The organism is Tissierella carlieri (assembly GCF_018917285.1).
In the GTDB taxonomy this organism is placed as follows: Bacteria; Bacillota; Clostridia; order Tissierellales; family Tissierellaceae; genus Tissierella; species Tissierella carlieri.
The window spans coordinates 24861-40520 of the sequence record NZ_JAHLOH010000023.1 but is presented as its reverse complement, the minus strand read 5'-3'; the positions used below and the strand labels follow the sequence as shown (position 1 = coordinate 40520).

The window sequence follows — 15660 nt, the reverse complement described above, 5'->3', positions numbered from 1 at the left end:
GATTAAATTATGAAATATACTTTTTTAGGAAAAAGTCATTCTATTGCATATATTGAGAGCGAAGATATTTTAATAGATGATGTACAATCTGCTCTTAACCTTATGATGACAGTAAAATATGAAAAAACTGCAACAAAATTATTCTAGACAAAAAGGTCATATGTGAAGAGTTCTTCACACTTAGTAACGGCTTCGCTGGTGAAGTTCTGCAAAAGTTTATAAATTATCATACTAAGTTGGCTATTATTAGTGATTTTTCCAAGTATACAAGCAAGTCTTTGCAAAATTTCATTTATGAGTGCAACAAAGGAAAGGATATTTTCTTTGTGGACAATTTGGAGCAAGCTGTAGAAAAGTTGACTTTGGATAACTAATTATGCCTTACACTCAAATTCTATGGGGAAGGTTTGCTAAATAATTGTATTTATAAATTTTTATTGCGAAGAGTTATAACTCACTACTCCCTTGATTAAAGTGGTACATTTTTAGGCAAAACCCCTCCTTTGCACATTTATATCATCTCTCTGACCCAACCCACGTGAGAGTATAATGATGATTACGTATTGTGGTGATAAGGAGAAAAAAAGGATTTAACCACAACATATAGTGGTTTGAGGATGAGTTTTGGGCCAGAAATCAGTGAAAAAACACCGTTTTTTGACCCCTAAAATAGGCGAAAATATAGATGACATAGGGTAATCTGGATGATGACAGAAGAAAATTGAAAAAAATAGAATTTAAATAATGGGGCTATTAGTTGGGAGATTAACAGATGAACTATATAATAAATGTAAATAAGTAAAATTATATGTAGTAGAAAGATAATGGTAGAAAGAGGAAAAAATATGCTTGAAAGATTAAATATTATTTTAAATTCTGTAATTGGCTCATCTATTGGCGTATTTATAGCTCATTCCATATATAAATATTTTGATTATGCAAAACATCCTGATTTATATGAAATTCAATCAGTACCTTGGTATACAAGCATTCAAATATATGGATTAGTCGCTGCATTGATTGTATTTATTGCTATTATTATCAAACTCTTAATAAAAAAGAAAATGCGAGATGTTTAGTCATGAGTTCGTAAGCTTATGTGATGTATTCTTTATATTTTATTCATCTAATACATTGTAAATAGTTTAATATATTATATGTAAAAACTAAATAAAACTTAATATAGAAAATAAAAGAGGCTAAGTTTTTAGGTCAGTTTGAATGACCAAATAGACTTAACCTCTTTTTTATACCCAAAAACAGAAAGAAAGGAATGAGAACAATGTCAAAATTATTTATGTATGGTACATCACTAGAAGGAATAGAACAACTAATGGTGCTAGTACCTAATTTTCAGCCAAGGAGAAGTGGTATAGTCATTAATAACTATTTTAATTGTAAGGGAGGTGTTATAGATTGTAATTGCAATGTGATTAATGTTAGTAATAGATGTAATGATTGTGGATACATTCATTCTGGTATTCTATTTGATATGGATAAGGTGGGATACAAAGATTTGGTTAGAGAATGCTTTGGAAAAATAAAAAGTTATTCTCTAAGGGGAAGACTAAAACTTCTTACAAATAATTTCAAAGGAGAATTATTTTTAAATAATGCTCATAAAGAAAGATTTTATAATGAACTTCATAAACAGAACATTGATATAAATGATATACCTCCAAAATATATTGCTACCTTATTCCTCCTTACTACTGATGATATGTTATGGAAGGCCTTAGAGAATTCGGTAAAGCCAAATGGATTTGATTTCAGTCATGTACATCTTAAACAAATTAGTACTGATGGCTATGCCATATACCAAACTGCCAAAACAATATCTACAGGAAAAGAATGTATTAGAATTAATGAAATAGCTGATGAGGATTTAATTAATGATATAACTTTTAAAGCAATTATAAATTCAGCTTTAATAACTAGATATGGTGCTGATGTATTTTTAATTACAAAATAGGAGGGATGGAGCTTGAACATTACAATTAGAAAAAATAATAATGATAATGAAAAGGCTAAAAGATTATGGTTTCCAAGTGATGAAGAAAACTTATATGAGCTAAATAATGAACTTGTAATAGAAATGACTACAGAACAAAACTGCTATATTCTTGATAGTAGTAACATAGATTTGCTAAGAATATTACCTGATAGGAACTGTAATATAGATGAATTAAATTACTTAATGAAAAGATTGGATGGCTTTGGTCCGAAAGAATTAAAACAATTTTATGCAGCTGCCTTTGCAGATGAGCCTAAAACAATGGCAGATTTAATAAACTTAAGTTTTAATATTCACTGCTATAGTATTGTAACTGACTTTAGTGATTTTAACAAAGTAGGTAAAGATTTATATCTAACTGAAAGACAAGCAGTAGCATCAAAAGAATTAGATGAACTTGACGGTGAGTCCTTTGCAATGGAAGTAATAAGAAACAATCCTAATCCCACAATCACACCTTATGGTGTTCTATATAAAAATAGCAATGAACCAGAGCAAGTATATAATGGCAAGCAGTTTCCACCATATCAATGGAAAGAAACAGTAGCAACAGTGCAGCTAACTGCAAAAGGAGAAAAGGAATATATTTATCTTCCATGTTCTGATATTGAAATTACTAAGGCACTGATGAGATTAGAAACACCTTACCTACATGATTGTGAAGTTGCTATTGATAGCTATGACTTTACTGATAGGATATTAAATATTATCCCTGCTGACACAACACCATTAAATAAGATAGATACTTTAAATAGTTTGGCAAGCAAATTAAAGGAAATAGGAAAAGACATACAATACTTTGAAAGGCTTATGGCATATGTAAACCCTCAAACTATTAATGAAGTATTTTCTCTAGCAGACTCCATGTATGAGTTTGAATTATTTGATGGGATAAAAGATGCTGAAAGCTATGGAAGATATATGATTTGTGAATCAGGACATTTTGAATATGATGATAATTTGGAGGAATACATTGATTTTAAAAGATATGGCCAAGTGAAAATGGCTAATGAAGTAGGTGCATTTTCAAGTAATGGATATATTGTCTACCACGGATATAATCAAAAGCTTTCTAATATATTATCAAAAAATCTTGGAATGGAGATTCCAAAGGTGAAGGAACAGAAGATATTAAAATTATATATGCCCCTTAATATTGCTACCTACGATATTGAAAATGAATATGGTTACCGTGAAACATCAAATGAACCTATTGAACTATCAAATTATGAAGTAATTGATTATCTAGATGAGATACTAGAGGCAATTGAAAGAAACAATCTCCCAGAAGAAAAAGAAAGAGGTCTTATGAGATACTATGATGCTCATGATAGTGTTAATGCAAAGATATCAAAGTATGTATTCTCAGCGGAAATAGTTGATGGGGAACTAATGGGTGTAGCTATACTTACATTAAATGATGACCTAACTGCTTCTGAACTTCAAAAGATTAAGGATGATATAACTGGACAAGCTTTAGATGCCTGGGGGGAAGGATTCGAGCAAAGGGAAATACAAACAGATATGGGTGATATTTATATTAGTTTTTGGAACAGTAGTAACAATTGGTTTATTAAGACAGCAGAAGAAATGAGAATAACTGAAAATCAAATAATGGGAGGGATGAAATTTGAATAATAGAAATCAAGTAGAAAGAATTAAAAATATGTATCCCATAGGGACAAGAATAGAATTACTATCAGCAATGGATGATATGCAAGGGGTAGAGAGAGGTACTAAAGGGACAGTAATAGGTGTAGATGATATTTGTACAATCCATATGAAATGGGATAATGGAAGAGGCCTTGGTCTTATTCCTGGAGAAGATAAGTTTAAGGTATTATCTCGCCCACAAGAAGAACTTGAAAAGTCAGAAAATCACGCTAAGGAGCAATCTCAAGGTATGGGAGGCATGAGCCTATGAAAAAATTAGATTATCTATGGAGAAGGCTTGAAGGAACAGAAGCGGAGAAACAATTTCTTCAAAATCGATTTAATGAAATGTCAGTTAAAGAACAATATATTATTGAAGGTGCTATTCAGATTATTGGAATAAATAATGCAATGGATTTAATCAACCTTACAGAACAACTAATTAGATTTGATTTTTATTATAAAGCTGCAGATGAAAAGTCCCTTGGAGAATATGTGGCAAAATATAAGGAGGATGCATCTGATGAAATACTTCCATATATTAAAACAGAAAAGCTTGGAAGAGAATATCATGAAGACTTTCAAGGAGCATTTACAAATGAAGGTTATATAATTCAAAGAAATGCAATAAAGCAAATCTATGATGGCACAAATTTAGATAAGATGACAGGGGGCGACTGGGCTATTAAACTTAAGGTGTCAAGCAAATCTAATCCTGAAGGGGTATGGATAAATCTATCTGATTACGAGTTTTCTACTTTAGAACCTTATGAGATAGCTATTGCCTTAGATGTATTAGGTATAGATGATTGGAAAGAAGCCAATTTATTAGATGCAAAGTGTATATTTCCTAATATTATAGAGCTGAAAGATCAATACGATAACCTAGAAAAATTGATTATTGATGGCAATAATTTAGGCTATGTTTGTGATGAAGGAGATCAAGGAAGAGATTTCTTTATGGAACACTTAGAATCAGCAATGGAACTTGAAGGTTGTACAAAACTTGACTTTGCTATAGATATTTCTCAGAATCTAAACTGCTATGATTTTATTCCAAGGAGTGTTAATTTTGAAAAGTACGGAAGGCTTATGGCAGAAAGAGATAGAATTGTAAAATTGGACTCCATATTGGGTGATAATTTTGATTATATAAAATATGCTAAAGCAGATATTAAAAAGAAAGAACTAAAACCTTGCAAATATGGGTTTATTAAAAGAAATGAAGAGAAGTTCTATTATGAATTCAGCAAAGAGCCAGATAGTATAAAATTATCAATGGAATAGTAAATATTCTAATAGATATATTGAATTTCTTGTGGTATGCTTTGGTGCTTGAGGGAGGTGGCACCCATGGAAGATATCATGGAGATATTAGAAGATGCAATAGGTGAAAGGCTAGAACTGGCATATTTTATGTTAATTGAGGAAAATGAAGAAGTTAAAGAAAGTGTAGAAGCAGTGAGGGAATTAAGTTCAAGTATATTTGAGAACAAAGAAACTCCTAAAGAAATAAAAAGACAGATTGAAGATTATAAGGATATATCAGATTTTGTCGAAGGTGAGCTGCAAAAGTTTATATACAAGGAAGGAATAAAAGATTGTATCAAGTTATTAAAACTGCTTGGTATTTTAACATAGCACGGTAAGAACCGTGTTTTTTAATACCTAAAAATAATTAAGGACGATTGTTTGCTGTAATTTACAGTATATCAGTCGGCCTTTTTTTATTGCATAAAACTAATAGCTAAAGGAGGGTTTGGAGGTGGAACATGATTTTTTAATATATATAAAGGAATATCATCGGGGAAAAGAAAAGGTAGTATTCAGTGCATATCTGCAAAGCAGATTTTCCATCAGCAGCAGAACTGTAAGAAAAATTGTCAATCAATTAAGAAATGACGGCAATCCCATATGCAGTGATGAAAATGGCTATTATTATGCCACAAATAAAGATGAAGTCCTGAATAGTGTTTATCAGATGACCAGCAGAATCAAAGAAATTGCAAAAGCAAAGAATGGTCTAGTTAAATCCCTGCAGAACTTTCCCGATGAAAGCGGACAACTGAAACTAGAGATTGATGAAGGAAGAGAATAGAGGTGATGAAGTATTAATAGTTTTATGAGTTGGATAGGTGGGAAAAAAGCTCTAAGGGAGTTAATTGTGTCTGTATTTCCCCTTTATTATGAAAGATATATAGAAGTGTTTGGAGGCGGTGGCTGGGTACTATTTCATAAACCGCCTGGCAATGATTTTGAAGTATATAACGATTTTAATGGACTTTTGACCAATCTCTATCGATGTGTAAGGGAAAAGCCAGATGAGTTAATTGAGGCACTGCATTTTATACTAAATTCTAGGGAGGATTTTGATATAGTAAAGGATGCACTCGCAAGGGATAGTATAGAAAGTGATGTAATAAAAGCAGCATACTTTTATCAGCTTATTCGGTATAGCTATGCATCAGGACTTACCAGCTTCGGCAACCAGCCTCATGATATGTGGAGCAACTTCCCCTTAATCGAGCAGGCACATAGAAGACTTAGTAAAGTTGTAATTGAAAATAAGGATTTTGAAAAGCTGATAAGGCAATATGATCGCCCTGTCAGCTTTTTCTATTTAGACCCGCCATACTTTGAAACAGAAAAATATTATAAAAATGTTGGTGAAGATGGTTTCCAAGAGAAGGATCATATAAGACTAAGAGATACCTTAATGAATATAGAGGGAAAGTTTTTACTTTCCTACAACGATTGTGATTTTATCAGGGAATTATATAATGCTCCGAATATTCAGATTGAAAGCTTTTCCCGTATCAATAACATTAAGCAGCGTTATGATAACGGGGCTCAGTTTCAAGAAATACTTATAGCAAATTATGACATGCAGGAAAGGAAGGAAAATAATCCTTCACAAATAAACTTGTTTGAAATAGAAAATGGACTTTAAAAACAAGGAGGAAATCTATATGAAGATTATAAAGGAAAATTCTAATAGTAATATCATTATACCAATTGAGGTATTAAAAGCCTCAAATTTTTTAGATAGTAAAGATATTGAATTAAAATCATTGGAAAATGCATTTGTAGTGATGAAAGGAACTATGAATGCAATGGAACTTATAAAGTTAGCTGAAGGACTTAAGAACCTATCTGAAGAGTTAATTGTCCATCTTGCAGGTGTTTGCGGAAGATGTCATGACTGCTCTTATTGTGAAAGATTTGAAGAATATGATGAGATTATGGTACCAGATTATCTTCTAGAAGAAGCAGGTATCCCAAAGGATGCAAAACTTTGTGCTTATACAGAAGAAGACAGTGGTGAAGTTATAGTTATGCAGGCTGATTATGGCTATGATATAGCTGATGTACCACAGTTTGTAACTGATATTTTTGAAATATCAGGAATTTGTATCAGAGAACTAGAAGAAAGATTGATGATGGATGATATTGTCTATGGAGATTAATAATATCTAGATAAATAATCTTAAAAAAAGCGGGATTATGAGAGGAGGTGATAATAAAAACTTAAAAGGAAGGGGGAAACATATAAGACTGGAGGTGTAGTATGAGCAGTATTCAGCTAAAAAATGGCTGTATTTTTTATTATGGAAATCCTGCAGGGTATGTGAAAAGTGAAATTGCAACTGTGGATTCCATATTTGAAAGCGAGGAATTAGAAGATTGGATTAGGCAAAGGAAACTTATACCTAAATGGACAGAGGGAGTATTTGAAAGGCTGTCAATGAGAGAGGGGGTACATTTTAATGATGAAGTGTTAATATCCCTAAAGAGTTGTCGTATATGGCAGTTAAGAACTGATGTAAGTCCTGACCGTAAGTTCATAGGCTATGAAGAGCTTAAAGAAAACTTTGGAGAACTAGATAAGGATAATTACAAGATTGTATATGATGGAGAAATTGAAACCAATGAGTTAGAAGAAATATATACGAAATTTAATCTAGATCATCCCAATGGGTTTATAGGTCATTCTCTTTCTATATCTGATGTAATTGAGCTTTATGATAGTACAAGCAGTGAATTTTACTATGTAGATCGATTTGGCTTTAAAGAAATTGATTTCAAACAAAAAGAACAAAATCAAGGAATGAATATGAGTATTTAAAAATTTAAAAATGGAGGAAAACAATATGATTAAAAAGGCAAATGAATTTATTACAAGAAAGGCTATATCTATGAAATTGGCAGTGAGCAATAATCGTGGTGAAGGATATATTGATACAGCAGTAAAAATCCTTATTGCTGTAGTTTTAGGAGCATTACTTCTAGCAGGGTTATATCTATTATTCGGTGATGTAGTTATGCCAACTTTAAATGAGAGAATTAGAGAAATGTTTAACTATGCAGGTTAAAAGGAGGAAGTGTAATAATGAAATATAGATCAAAGAGAATAATTAATATTCTTTTAGTAGTTTGTATACTAATGACTAATTTTATAGGTTCTGCCTATGCTGCAAAGCATATATTTTTAGATAGTATAGGACATTGGGCCGAGGAAGCAATTAATCTTCTTACAGAGAGAGGGATCATTCAAGGATATCCTGATGGACTATCTCATCCGGATAATATTATTACAAGGGGAGAACTTTCAGCCCTTCTGGCAAGAACTATGGAACTTGAAGCCAAAGATATAGAGGATGTTGAACCAGTATTTGAAGATATTAAAGGACATTTTGCCCAAAATGAAATAGAAGCACTTGTTTCTGAAGGGATCATTGTAGTGGAGGACTATGGTAAGTTATATATTCCCAATAAGCCTATTAGTCGAATGGAAATAATTAAAATGTTAGTTAGAGCAACAGGAAAAGAAAATCATAATCTAGATTGTTCTTGTAATACTGGATTTATTGATGAAGAGAATCTAACTAAAGAAGAAATTGAATATATTTGTCTTGGAAAACATTATAACATCATTTCTGGTTATCCAGATAGAACCATTCGTCCTAATGGTGAGGCAACTCGTGCTGAAGCCTTTACAATGCTTATTAAGCAGGAGAAAGCTAAAGAAAAGATAGAGGAAGATAAAGCTAAGGATAAAGATAAAAATGAACAAGAAAAGCCTGCTATACCATCACAACCAACTGATAAGCCTATAGACAACGAGCCAGATAGAGATAGGGATACAGATACAGAAAATAGCTCATCTTCAGGTGGCAGTTCAAATTATGTTCCTGCACCAAAATATAGTTTTGAACTTCCTCTTACAGCTTATGTTGATGAGGAAATAGAAATTGTTCCTATAGGCTCCAATGTAAAGGCAGTTACATGGGAGATTAGTAAAGATGGTATCCCTGTAGATTTACTTTCAGTTATTGATGGAGAACTAAAGGCAGATGGTGGCACTATTAAAATTAAATCTGTTGGTAGTTATACTTTTACAGCTATAGCCGTAAATAGCCGTGGTAAAGAGGTTAAGCATGAGCGAACTATAGATCTTTATCCCATAGTCTCTGCTGAACTTACATTACCTGAAACAGCCCATACAGATATAACAATAGATGTAGACCTAGAGATTGAAAACTTAGGAGAGAATCTTGTAGTATGGTCAGTTCAAAGGGATGGTAAGGAAATAGACTTTGATACTAATATTACAGGGGAACTTACAAACACAGGTGGTTTAATAATATTTAACAGCACAGGGACATATGAACTAACAGCTGTTATAACTGATAAATTAGGGAAAGAAACCAAAGTAAGTGATGTAATTAAAATATATCCTGTGGGAGGAATAAAGATAGAGCTTGATAAGATAACCCATACAGATAAAAGCATTACCTTAAAAACAGAAACAAAGAATACTGATGATATGGAGTTAATATGGTCTCTTACTAGGAATGGAGAAGAAGTCAGTATTTCAGAATTTATTGAAGGGAATATATCATTAGGAGATAGTATCATAGGTTTTAAGGAAAATGGTGTATACAATTTAGTTCTTTCAGCTATAGACAAAACTGGCAGAACATTTACAGATAAGGTATCCATTACGGTATATCCTGTAGGCTCTGCTGGCTTTTATTTACCTGAAATATTCCATACAGATGATGAGATAAAGCTCGAAGCAGCCTTTGAGGAAATTGGAAATCGTGATGCAGAGTGGTCACTTATCAAGGATGGCAAAGAAGTAGAACTTTCAGATTTTGTTAGTGGAGATCTATCCAATAATGGAGGAATAGTTACTTTTCCTTATAAAGGTGAATATACTCTAAAAGCTTTCTTCACTGATGATGGAGGGAGAATATATGACTATGAGCAAAAATTTAAGGTTTATCCTATACCAAATGTTAGCTATACATTACCTAAATATGCACACACAGATAGTGATATTAATCTAGAGATAAGCAGCACAGAGATTGATGGATTGGAGATTGAATGGCTTGTTGACAATACCTTTGGTTTTCAAGATTGGCCAACCTATATAGAGGGAAATCTAGATAATTTAGGAGGCAGTATCAGGTTCAAAAGAGCAGGTATTTATGAACTAGTGGCTAGAATCATCGATGAAACTGGCAGAGTATTTCTCTTTGAAACAGAAGATAAAATCGAGGTACTTCCTGTATTAGATATAGGATTTGAACTTTCGAAAGTAGCCTATACAGACAGCATTATTAATATTAGAACCTATGGTAATAACAATGTTCTTCCAGTGGAATGGAGTATTACCAAAGATGGTGAAGTTATATCTGAAGAACAAGCAATCTCAGGCAGTTTAAATGTACAGGGTGGTAAAATTACTTTCCTTACAGATGGAGATTATATATTAACTGCAACGATGAGAGATTTCCTAGAAAGAAGTTTTTCATATAGTCAGGAAATAACCATAAATCCTATTATTCAATATAGTTTTGCCATGCCTGATTCCATTCACTATGGCAGGGAATTCGAAGTAAAAGCAGTTTCTGAAAATCTTGGAACAAATAAAGTTAGATGGACATTAGAAAAAATAGGTGAAGCAGTAGATTTCAATGTCGAGCTTACAAATGACGGAGGGAAAATCTCCATATCAGATACAGGTGAGTTTACTCTTATAGCCACAATTATAGATGGTGAAGGCAGAGTATTTACTCATAGAGAAAAGATTACTATTACCAATACTGCACCAACAGTAACCTTAACAGTTACACCAACTAGAACTGTAAAAGATGGTAAATTCTTTGTTGATATAAAGGCAACAGCTAGTGATCCAGATAGAGATGCAACAACTTTGGAATATGAAGGTACAACTAGTGATAACTACTATTCGGTAGGTACACATACTATCCGTGTTCGTGCCAAGGATAGTGCAGGAGCGTACTCACCTTGGATGGAAAAAAGCTTTACAATTGTAAATTCAGCACCAACAGTATCCTTAACAGCTACACCAACTAGAACTGTTAAAAGTGGAAAATTCTTCGTTGATATCAAGGCAACAGCCAATGATCCAGATGGAGATGCAACAACCTTAGAATATGAAGGGACAACCAGTGATAACTATTATGCAGTAGGAACACATAAGGTCAGAGTACGTGCCAAGGATAGTGTTGGGGCTTATTCACCTTGGGTAGAGAAGAGTTTTACAATTAAAAATTCACCACCAACTACCCCTGTAATTACTAGGACACCAAGTGGAAATAGTGTTGCCCCTGGTACTAAGGTAACTATTACAGCTAAGAGTACTGATGCAGATAATGATCCAATTACCTATGTTTGGGAAGGGCGTAATGCTGAAACACAAGTCTACCCGTTAGGAAAAAATACGGTTCGTGTAAAGGCTGTGGATTCCACAGGTGCAGAGTCTCCATGGGCAGCTATTGTATTCTTTGTTGCTGATCCCAATGGTAGTGGAGGTATGATGTTAACCGGTCCTGATTCAGTAATTCTAGAAAATGGTTTAGAAGGTGCAACTATTACTGAATATACATTTACTGTTCCTCCTGTTGCAGGACATAGTGGAAGTGATTATGGTCGTGTCCGTGGATACAATGTAAAAACAAAACAATGGGATGAACTTGATTATGGAACTACAAGTAATGGTATTACATTCGTTAAAAGTTTAAGTGCTGGTATGTACTCTAAGCTTGAGTTTTATTATTATACTAATCACAATTGTATGTACGATAAATCCAATATTACCTATTCTGTAAGTTACCATTTTGAATAAGTAAGGAGGAAATGAATATGGAAAGAACAATTGAAAAAACAAATAATTTTATAACAAATAAAGCTATAGCTGTAAAAACAGCAATAAACAATAATAGGGGAGAAGGATATATTGATACAGCGGTAAAAATTCTTATTGCTGTAGTTTTAGGAGCATTACTTCTAGCAGGACTATATCTATTATTCGGTGATGTGGTTATGCCAACATTAACAGAGCGTATTAAAGAAATGTTTAACTATGCAGGTTAAGAGCATCTTGCAAGGGGGGGTTTTTTCTTTTCTGCTTATGGCGGCATCTTATACAGATATTAAGAAAAGGGAAATACCAGATACGATCTGTATATTTATTGCCTTAATAGGCCTGCTAAGATTTAGCTTTTTAAATCTGTTTGGGATAATTATTGCTATCCCATTTCTATTAGGAGCAGTATTAAAAGAAAACAGTATTGGTGGGGGTGATATTAAATTAACTGCTTCGGCAGGCATTGTCCTTGGATTTTGGAAAGGAATCTATGGGTTAATAATAGGACTTAGTCTATTAGTATTATTTTATTTGTGCTTTATATTAATTTCTAAGATAAAGAAAAAGCAAGTGGCTAGGAGTCTACCTATGCCACTTGCTCCCTTTTTAGGGTTAGGTTTTATGATTATATATTTTATAAATTAGGAGGAAAATCATATGGGATTTTTAAAAAATAGAGCTGTAATAGGTGTGATATGTATCTTATTATCACTTCTTATATGCTTTGGACTTACACCATTATTTAATAAAGGGATGAGCCAAAAGACTGAGATTGTAAGGGTGGTAAAGGAAATTAAAGCAGGTGATCAAATTAAAAAGGATATGGTTAAAGTAGTGGAAGTAGGAGGATTTAATTTACCTGAAAATATAATTCGGACAACAGACAATGCTATTGGAAAATATGCTACATCAGATTTAGGAATAGGAGATTATATCTTAAATACAAAACTATTAGAAATACCAGCAGCTGAGAATGCTTATTTATATAATCTTGATGGAAGTAAACAAGCAATGTCTATCACCATAAAAAGCTTTGCTAATGGTCTTTCTGGAAAGCTTCAAAGCGGGGATATTGTGTCTGTGATTGCACCTGATTATAAAAAGCAAGGTGAAACAGTTATTCCATTAGAACTTAAATATGTTGAGGTAATATCTGTAACAGCTTCATCAGGATATGATGCTAACACTGGTGAACAAGGAATAGGAGATGAAAGGGAACTTCCATCAACTGTAACCCTTCTTGTAACTCCAGAACAAGGAAATATCCTTGCTGAACTAGAGTCAGACTCTAAGCCACATTTATCACTGGTCTATAGGGGAACACCAGAAAACACAAGGCAGTTTATTGATATGCAGGAAGAGATAATCAAGGAACTTTATTCAGAAGAACAAGAAGAACAGGAAAAAACAGATGAGGAAGTACCTGAAGAAAATAAAGTTGAGGAAAGTAAGATAGAGGAAACAACAGATGGTGGGGTGGAATAAATTGCTGAACTTTAAGAAGAAAGGTATATTTACACGAAAGACACAAGAAAAAGAACAAGAAGAAGTTCTTCATGGAGGCGTTTTAGCTGTTTGGGGAAGTCCTGGTAGTGGAAAAACAATCGTAGCCACAAAGATTGCCAAGTATCTAGCAGATAAGAAAAAGAATGTAGTATTGGTTTTATGTGATATGACAGCACCTATGCTCCCTTGTATTTGTCCTCCATCAGATCTTGAATATGAAAAGTCTTTGGGAAGTGTTCTTGCTGCAGCTCATGTAAGTGAGGCACTTATAAAACACAATATGATTACCCATAAGAGATTGTCATACCTAACAATCCTTGGAATGCTTAAAGGAGAAAATGAATATACCTATCCTCCATATACAGAAGTACAAGCAAGGGAGTTAATTGAAAATCTTAGGAAAATAGCACCATTTGTTATTATCGATTGTGGCAGTTATATTGCAAATGATATCTTATCTGCAGTTGCCTTAATGGAATCAGATTCAGTATTAAGACTGGCTAATTGTGATTTAAAAAGCATCAGTTATTTATCCAGCCAATTACCCCTTCTTCGAGATAGTAAATGGGATGCAGATAAACAGTATAAGATAGCTTCAAATCTAAAGCCACAGGAAGGTGTTGAACATATAAATCAGGCTCTTGGAAGTGTGGCTTTTAAGCTTCCAAATTCACAAGAACTCGAGGAACAGTATCTATCAGGAAATCTATTTGAGGATTTATCTATGAAGAACAGCAGAACATTTCGTAAGGGGATTGAAGAAATAGCAAGGGAGGTGTTTGGGTGTTAGATAAAAAAAGAGATAAATCTGTGTTTCTAAAGGAAGAAAATCGACAAAGTGGAACATTTGTAAATGAAAATATGACAAAAGATGAACTAGTGATTGATATATATACTACTGAAGATTTAGTAGTAGAAGTAGAGGAAGTAAAGGTAATTCAAAGAGAGTTGGGAACTGATAATAGAACCCACTCTCTATTTTTTACCCCAGAATCAGCTGGTAAAGACTTTTCTACAGTTTTAAAAGATGTTCAAGAATATATTTCAAATAACTACTCTATCCTTATTACTGATGAAACAATAGAAGGATCTAAGGAACATCTAAAAAGATATATATCCAAATATGTACAAGACAGCCGAATCTCAGTAAAGGGAATGAGTGGGAATGAACTTATAGATGCCTTATACAGTGAAATGGCTGAGTTTGGATTTTTAACAAAGTATATACATGGAGAAGGTATTGAAGAAATTGATATCAACTCATGGAAGGATATAGAGGTTCAGTATTCTGATGGAAGATGTGAAAAGCTAGAAGAACATTTTGACTCTCCTGAACACGCAATCAATGTAATAAGGAGAATGCTCCATATATCTGGAATGGTTCTTGATAATGCAAGTCCTGCTGTACTTGGACATTTATCAAAAAATATTCGTATAGCAGTCCTAAAGACCCCATTAGTAGATGAAGATGTAGGCATTGCAGCATCCATCCGTATAGTGAATCCTCAGAACATGAAAAAAGAGGATTTTATAAATGGCGGTACAGCAACAAATCCTATGCTGGACTTTTTATCAGAATGCATCCGTTATGGTATTTCTGTTTGTGTAGCAGGGGCAACCAGCTCCGGCAAAACAACAGTTGCAGGCTGGCTTCTTACTACAATACCTAATAATAAGAGAATATTTACCATTGAAAATGGCTCAAGGGAGCTATCTTTAGTCCGGGAAAAGAATGGAAGAGTGGCTAACTCCGTCATCCATACCATAACTCGTGACAGTGAAAATGAAAGGCAAAGGATAGATCAGATAACACTCCTTGATATGTCTCTTAGATTTAATCCAGATATCATAGTTGTAGGGGAGATGCGTGGAGCAGAAGCCAATGCAGCACAGGAAGCAGCAAGGACAGGGGTAGCTGTTCTTACAACGATACACTCAAACTCCTGTGAGGCAACTTACAGAAGAATGGTCTCCCTTTGTAAAAGAGCAGTAGATATGTCCGATGAAACACTGATGGGCTATGTAACAGAGGCCTACCCTATAGTTGTATTTTGCAAGCAGCTTGAAAATAAGGAAAGAAAATTGATGGAGATTATGGAATGCGAAATCTTACCTGATGGTACAAGAAATTATAGGCCGTTGTTCCAGTACATCATTACTGAAAATAAAATGGAAGATGGAGAGTTTATAATTAAAGGATACCATGAACAAGTAAATAGTATATCAGAAAGTCTATCAAAAAGATTTTTAGAAAATGGAATGCCAATTAATACTATAGAAAAACTTAAAAAGAGGGAGGGATAAAGTC

The 15660-nt window shown here is 33.4% G+C and carries 19 protein-coding genes; all 19 read left to right on the top strand.

The window, feature by feature from the left end:
• Positions 1-9 precede the first annotated feature (9 nt).
• The 19 genes from KQI38_RS06110 to KQI38_RS06020 all read left to right on the top strand — a co-directional run bounded on the left by KQI38_RS06110 (position 10) and on the right by KQI38_RS06020 (position 15656).
• The gene (locus KQI38_RS06110) at positions 10-147 is read left to right on the top strand and encodes a hypothetical protein (RefSeq protein WP_216556963.1); all 138 of its coding nucleotides are present in this window, start codon (positions 10-12) and stop codon (positions 145-147) included.
• Complete coding sequence (locus KQI38_RS22790; RefSeq protein WP_216557241.1) at positions 138-374, top strand: DUF4180 domain-containing protein; 237 nt, start codon at positions 138-140, stop codon at positions 372-374. The genes KQI38_RS06110 and KQI38_RS22790 overlap by 10 nt, the downstream gene beginning before the upstream one ends.
• 471 nt (positions 375-845) lie before the next feature.
• Complete coding sequence (locus tag KQI38_RS06100) at positions 846-1079, top strand: hypothetical protein (protein WP_216556960.1); 234 nt, start codon at positions 846-848, stop codon at positions 1077-1079.
• Between the two features lie 203 nt (positions 1080-1282).
• Positions 1283-1972, top strand: coding sequence for a hypothetical protein (locus tag KQI38_RS06095; RefSeq protein WP_216556957.1), 690 nt, complete (start codon positions 1283-1285; stop codon positions 1970-1972).
• Between the two features lie 12 nt (positions 1973-1984).
• Positions 1985-3652 carry an antirestriction protein ArdA gene (locus tag KQI38_RS06090; protein ID WP_216556954.1) on the top strand — a complete coding sequence of 556 codons (1668 nt, stop codon included), beginning with the start codon at positions 1985-1987 and terminating at the stop codon, positions 3650-3652.
• Entirely contained in the window at positions 3645-3938 is a 294-nt protein-coding gene (locus KQI38_RS06085) for a DUF4314 domain-containing protein (RefSeq protein ID WP_246565638.1), read from the top strand. The genes KQI38_RS06090 and KQI38_RS06085 overlap by 8 nt, the downstream gene beginning before the upstream one ends.
• Positions 3935-4954, top strand: coding sequence for a hypothetical protein (locus KQI38_RS06080; RefSeq protein ID WP_216556951.1), 1020 nt, complete (start codon positions 3935-3937; stop codon positions 4952-4954). The genes KQI38_RS06085 and KQI38_RS06080 overlap by 4 nt, the downstream gene beginning before the upstream one ends.
• A gap of 66 nt (positions 4955-5020) precedes the next feature.
• Positions 5021-5308 carry a hypothetical protein gene (locus KQI38_RS06075; RefSeq protein WP_216556948.1) on the top strand — a complete coding sequence of 96 codons (288 nt, stop codon included), beginning with the start codon at positions 5021-5023 and terminating at the stop codon, positions 5306-5308.
• Between the two features lie 124 nt (positions 5309-5432).
• A complete protein-coding gene (locus tag KQI38_RS06070; protein ID WP_216556944.1) occupies positions 5433-5765 on the top strand; it encodes an HTH domain-containing protein in 333 nt (110 codons plus the stop codon).
• A gap of 24 nt (positions 5766-5789) precedes the next feature.
• The gene (locus KQI38_RS06065) at positions 5790-6617 is read left to right on the top strand and encodes a DNA adenine methylase (RefSeq protein ID WP_216556941.1); all 828 of its coding nucleotides are present in this window, start codon (positions 5790-5792) and stop codon (positions 6615-6617) included.
• Positions 6618-6636: 19 nt separating this feature from the next.
• Positions 6637-7134 (top strand): hypothetical protein, encoded by a 498-nt coding sequence (locus KQI38_RS06060; protein WP_216556938.1) that lies wholly within the window; start codon positions 6637-6639, stop codon positions 7132-7134.
• 101 nt (positions 7135-7235) lie between these two features.
• A complete protein-coding gene (locus KQI38_RS06055) occupies positions 7236-7793 on the top strand; it encodes a YodL domain-containing protein (protein ID WP_216556935.1) in 558 nt (185 codons plus the stop codon).
• Between the two features lie 25 nt (positions 7794-7818).
• Positions 7819-8040: a DUF6133 family protein gene (locus KQI38_RS06050; protein WP_216556932.1), complete on the top strand. Its 222-nt coding sequence runs from the start codon at positions 7819-7821 to the stop codon at positions 8038-8040.
• A 17-nt stretch (positions 8041-8057) separates the two neighbouring features.
• On the top strand, positions 8058-11825 hold the full coding sequence (locus KQI38_RS06045; RefSeq protein WP_216556929.1) for an S-layer homology domain-containing protein: 3768 nt from the start codon (positions 8058-8060) through the stop codon (positions 11823-11825).
• Positions 11826-11842: 17 nt separating this feature from the next.
• Positions 11843-12073 (top strand): DUF6133 family protein, encoded by a 231-nt coding sequence (locus KQI38_RS06040; protein ID WP_216556926.1) that lies wholly within the window; start codon positions 11843-11845, stop codon positions 12071-12073.
• A complete protein-coding gene (locus KQI38_RS06035) occupies positions 12063-12491 on the top strand; it encodes a prepilin peptidase (protein ID WP_276515553.1) in 429 nt (142 codons plus the stop codon). Before KQI38_RS06040 ends, KQI38_RS06035 begins: the two co-directional genes overlap by 11 nt.
• Positions 12492-12503: 12 nt before the next feature.
• Positions 12504-13331, top strand: coding sequence for a Flp pilus assembly protein CpaB (gene cpaB / locus KQI38_RS06030; RefSeq protein ID WP_216556921.1), 828 nt, complete (start codon positions 12504-12506; stop codon positions 13329-13331).
• Position 13332: 1 nt separating this feature from the next.
• On the top strand, positions 13333-14142 hold the full coding sequence (locus KQI38_RS06025; RefSeq protein WP_216556919.1) for an AAA family ATPase: 810 nt from the start codon (positions 13333-13335) through the stop codon (positions 14140-14142).
• Complete coding sequence (locus KQI38_RS06020) at positions 14136-15656, top strand: ATPase, T2SS/T4P/T4SS family (protein WP_216556917.1); 1521 nt, start codon at positions 14136-14138, stop codon at positions 15654-15656. Before KQI38_RS06025 ends, KQI38_RS06020 begins: the two co-directional genes overlap by 7 nt.
• Positions 15657-15660: the final 4 nt, after the last annotated feature.

Coding starts and splice junctions, on each gene's coding strand:
- KQI38_RS06035 (WP_276515553.1), top strand. CDS start 12,063: ATGCAGGTTAAGAGCATCTTGCAAGGGGGGGTTTTTTCTTTTCTGCTT.
- KQI38_RS06095 (WP_216556957.1), top strand. CDS start 1,283: ATGTCAAAATTATTTATGTATGGTACATCACTAGAAGGAATAGAACAA.
- KQI38_RS06065 (WP_216556941.1), top strand. CDS start 5,790: ATGAGTTGGATAGGTGGGAAAAAAGCTCTAAGGGAGTTAATTGTGTCT.
- KQI38_RS06045 (WP_216556929.1), top strand. CDS start 8,058: ATGAAATATAGATCAAAGAGAATAATTAATATTCTTTTAGTAGTTTGT.
- KQI38_RS06075 (WP_216556948.1), top strand. CDS start 5,021: ATGGAAGATATCATGGAGATATTAGAAGATGCAATAGGTGAAAGGCTA.
- KQI38_RS06055 (WP_216556935.1), top strand. CDS start 7,236: ATGAGCAGTATTCAGCTAAAAAATGGCTGTATTTTTTATTATGGAAAT.
- KQI38_RS06040 (WP_216556926.1), top strand. CDS start 11,843: ATGGAAAGAACAATTGAAAAAACAAATAATTTTATAACAAATAAAGCT.
- KQI38_RS06100 (WP_216556960.1), top strand. CDS start 846: ATGCTTGAAAGATTAAATATTATTTTAAATTCTGTAATTGGCTCATCT.
- cpaB (WP_216556921.1), top strand. CDS start 12,504: ATGGGATTTTTAAAAAATAGAGCTGTAATAGGTGTGATATGTATCTTA.
- KQI38_RS06050 (WP_216556932.1), top strand. CDS start 7,819: ATGATTAAAAAGGCAAATGAATTTATTACAAGAAAGGCTATATCTATG.
- KQI38_RS06060 (WP_216556938.1), top strand. CDS start 6,637: ATGAAGATTATAAAGGAAAATTCTAATAGTAATATCATTATACCAATT.
- KQI38_RS06110 (WP_216556963.1), top strand. CDS start 10: ATGAAATATACTTTTTTAGGAAAAAGTCATTCTATTGCATATATTGAG.
- KQI38_RS06080 (WP_216556951.1), top strand. CDS start 3,935: ATGAAAAAATTAGATTATCTATGGAGAAGGCTTGAAGGAACAGAAGCG.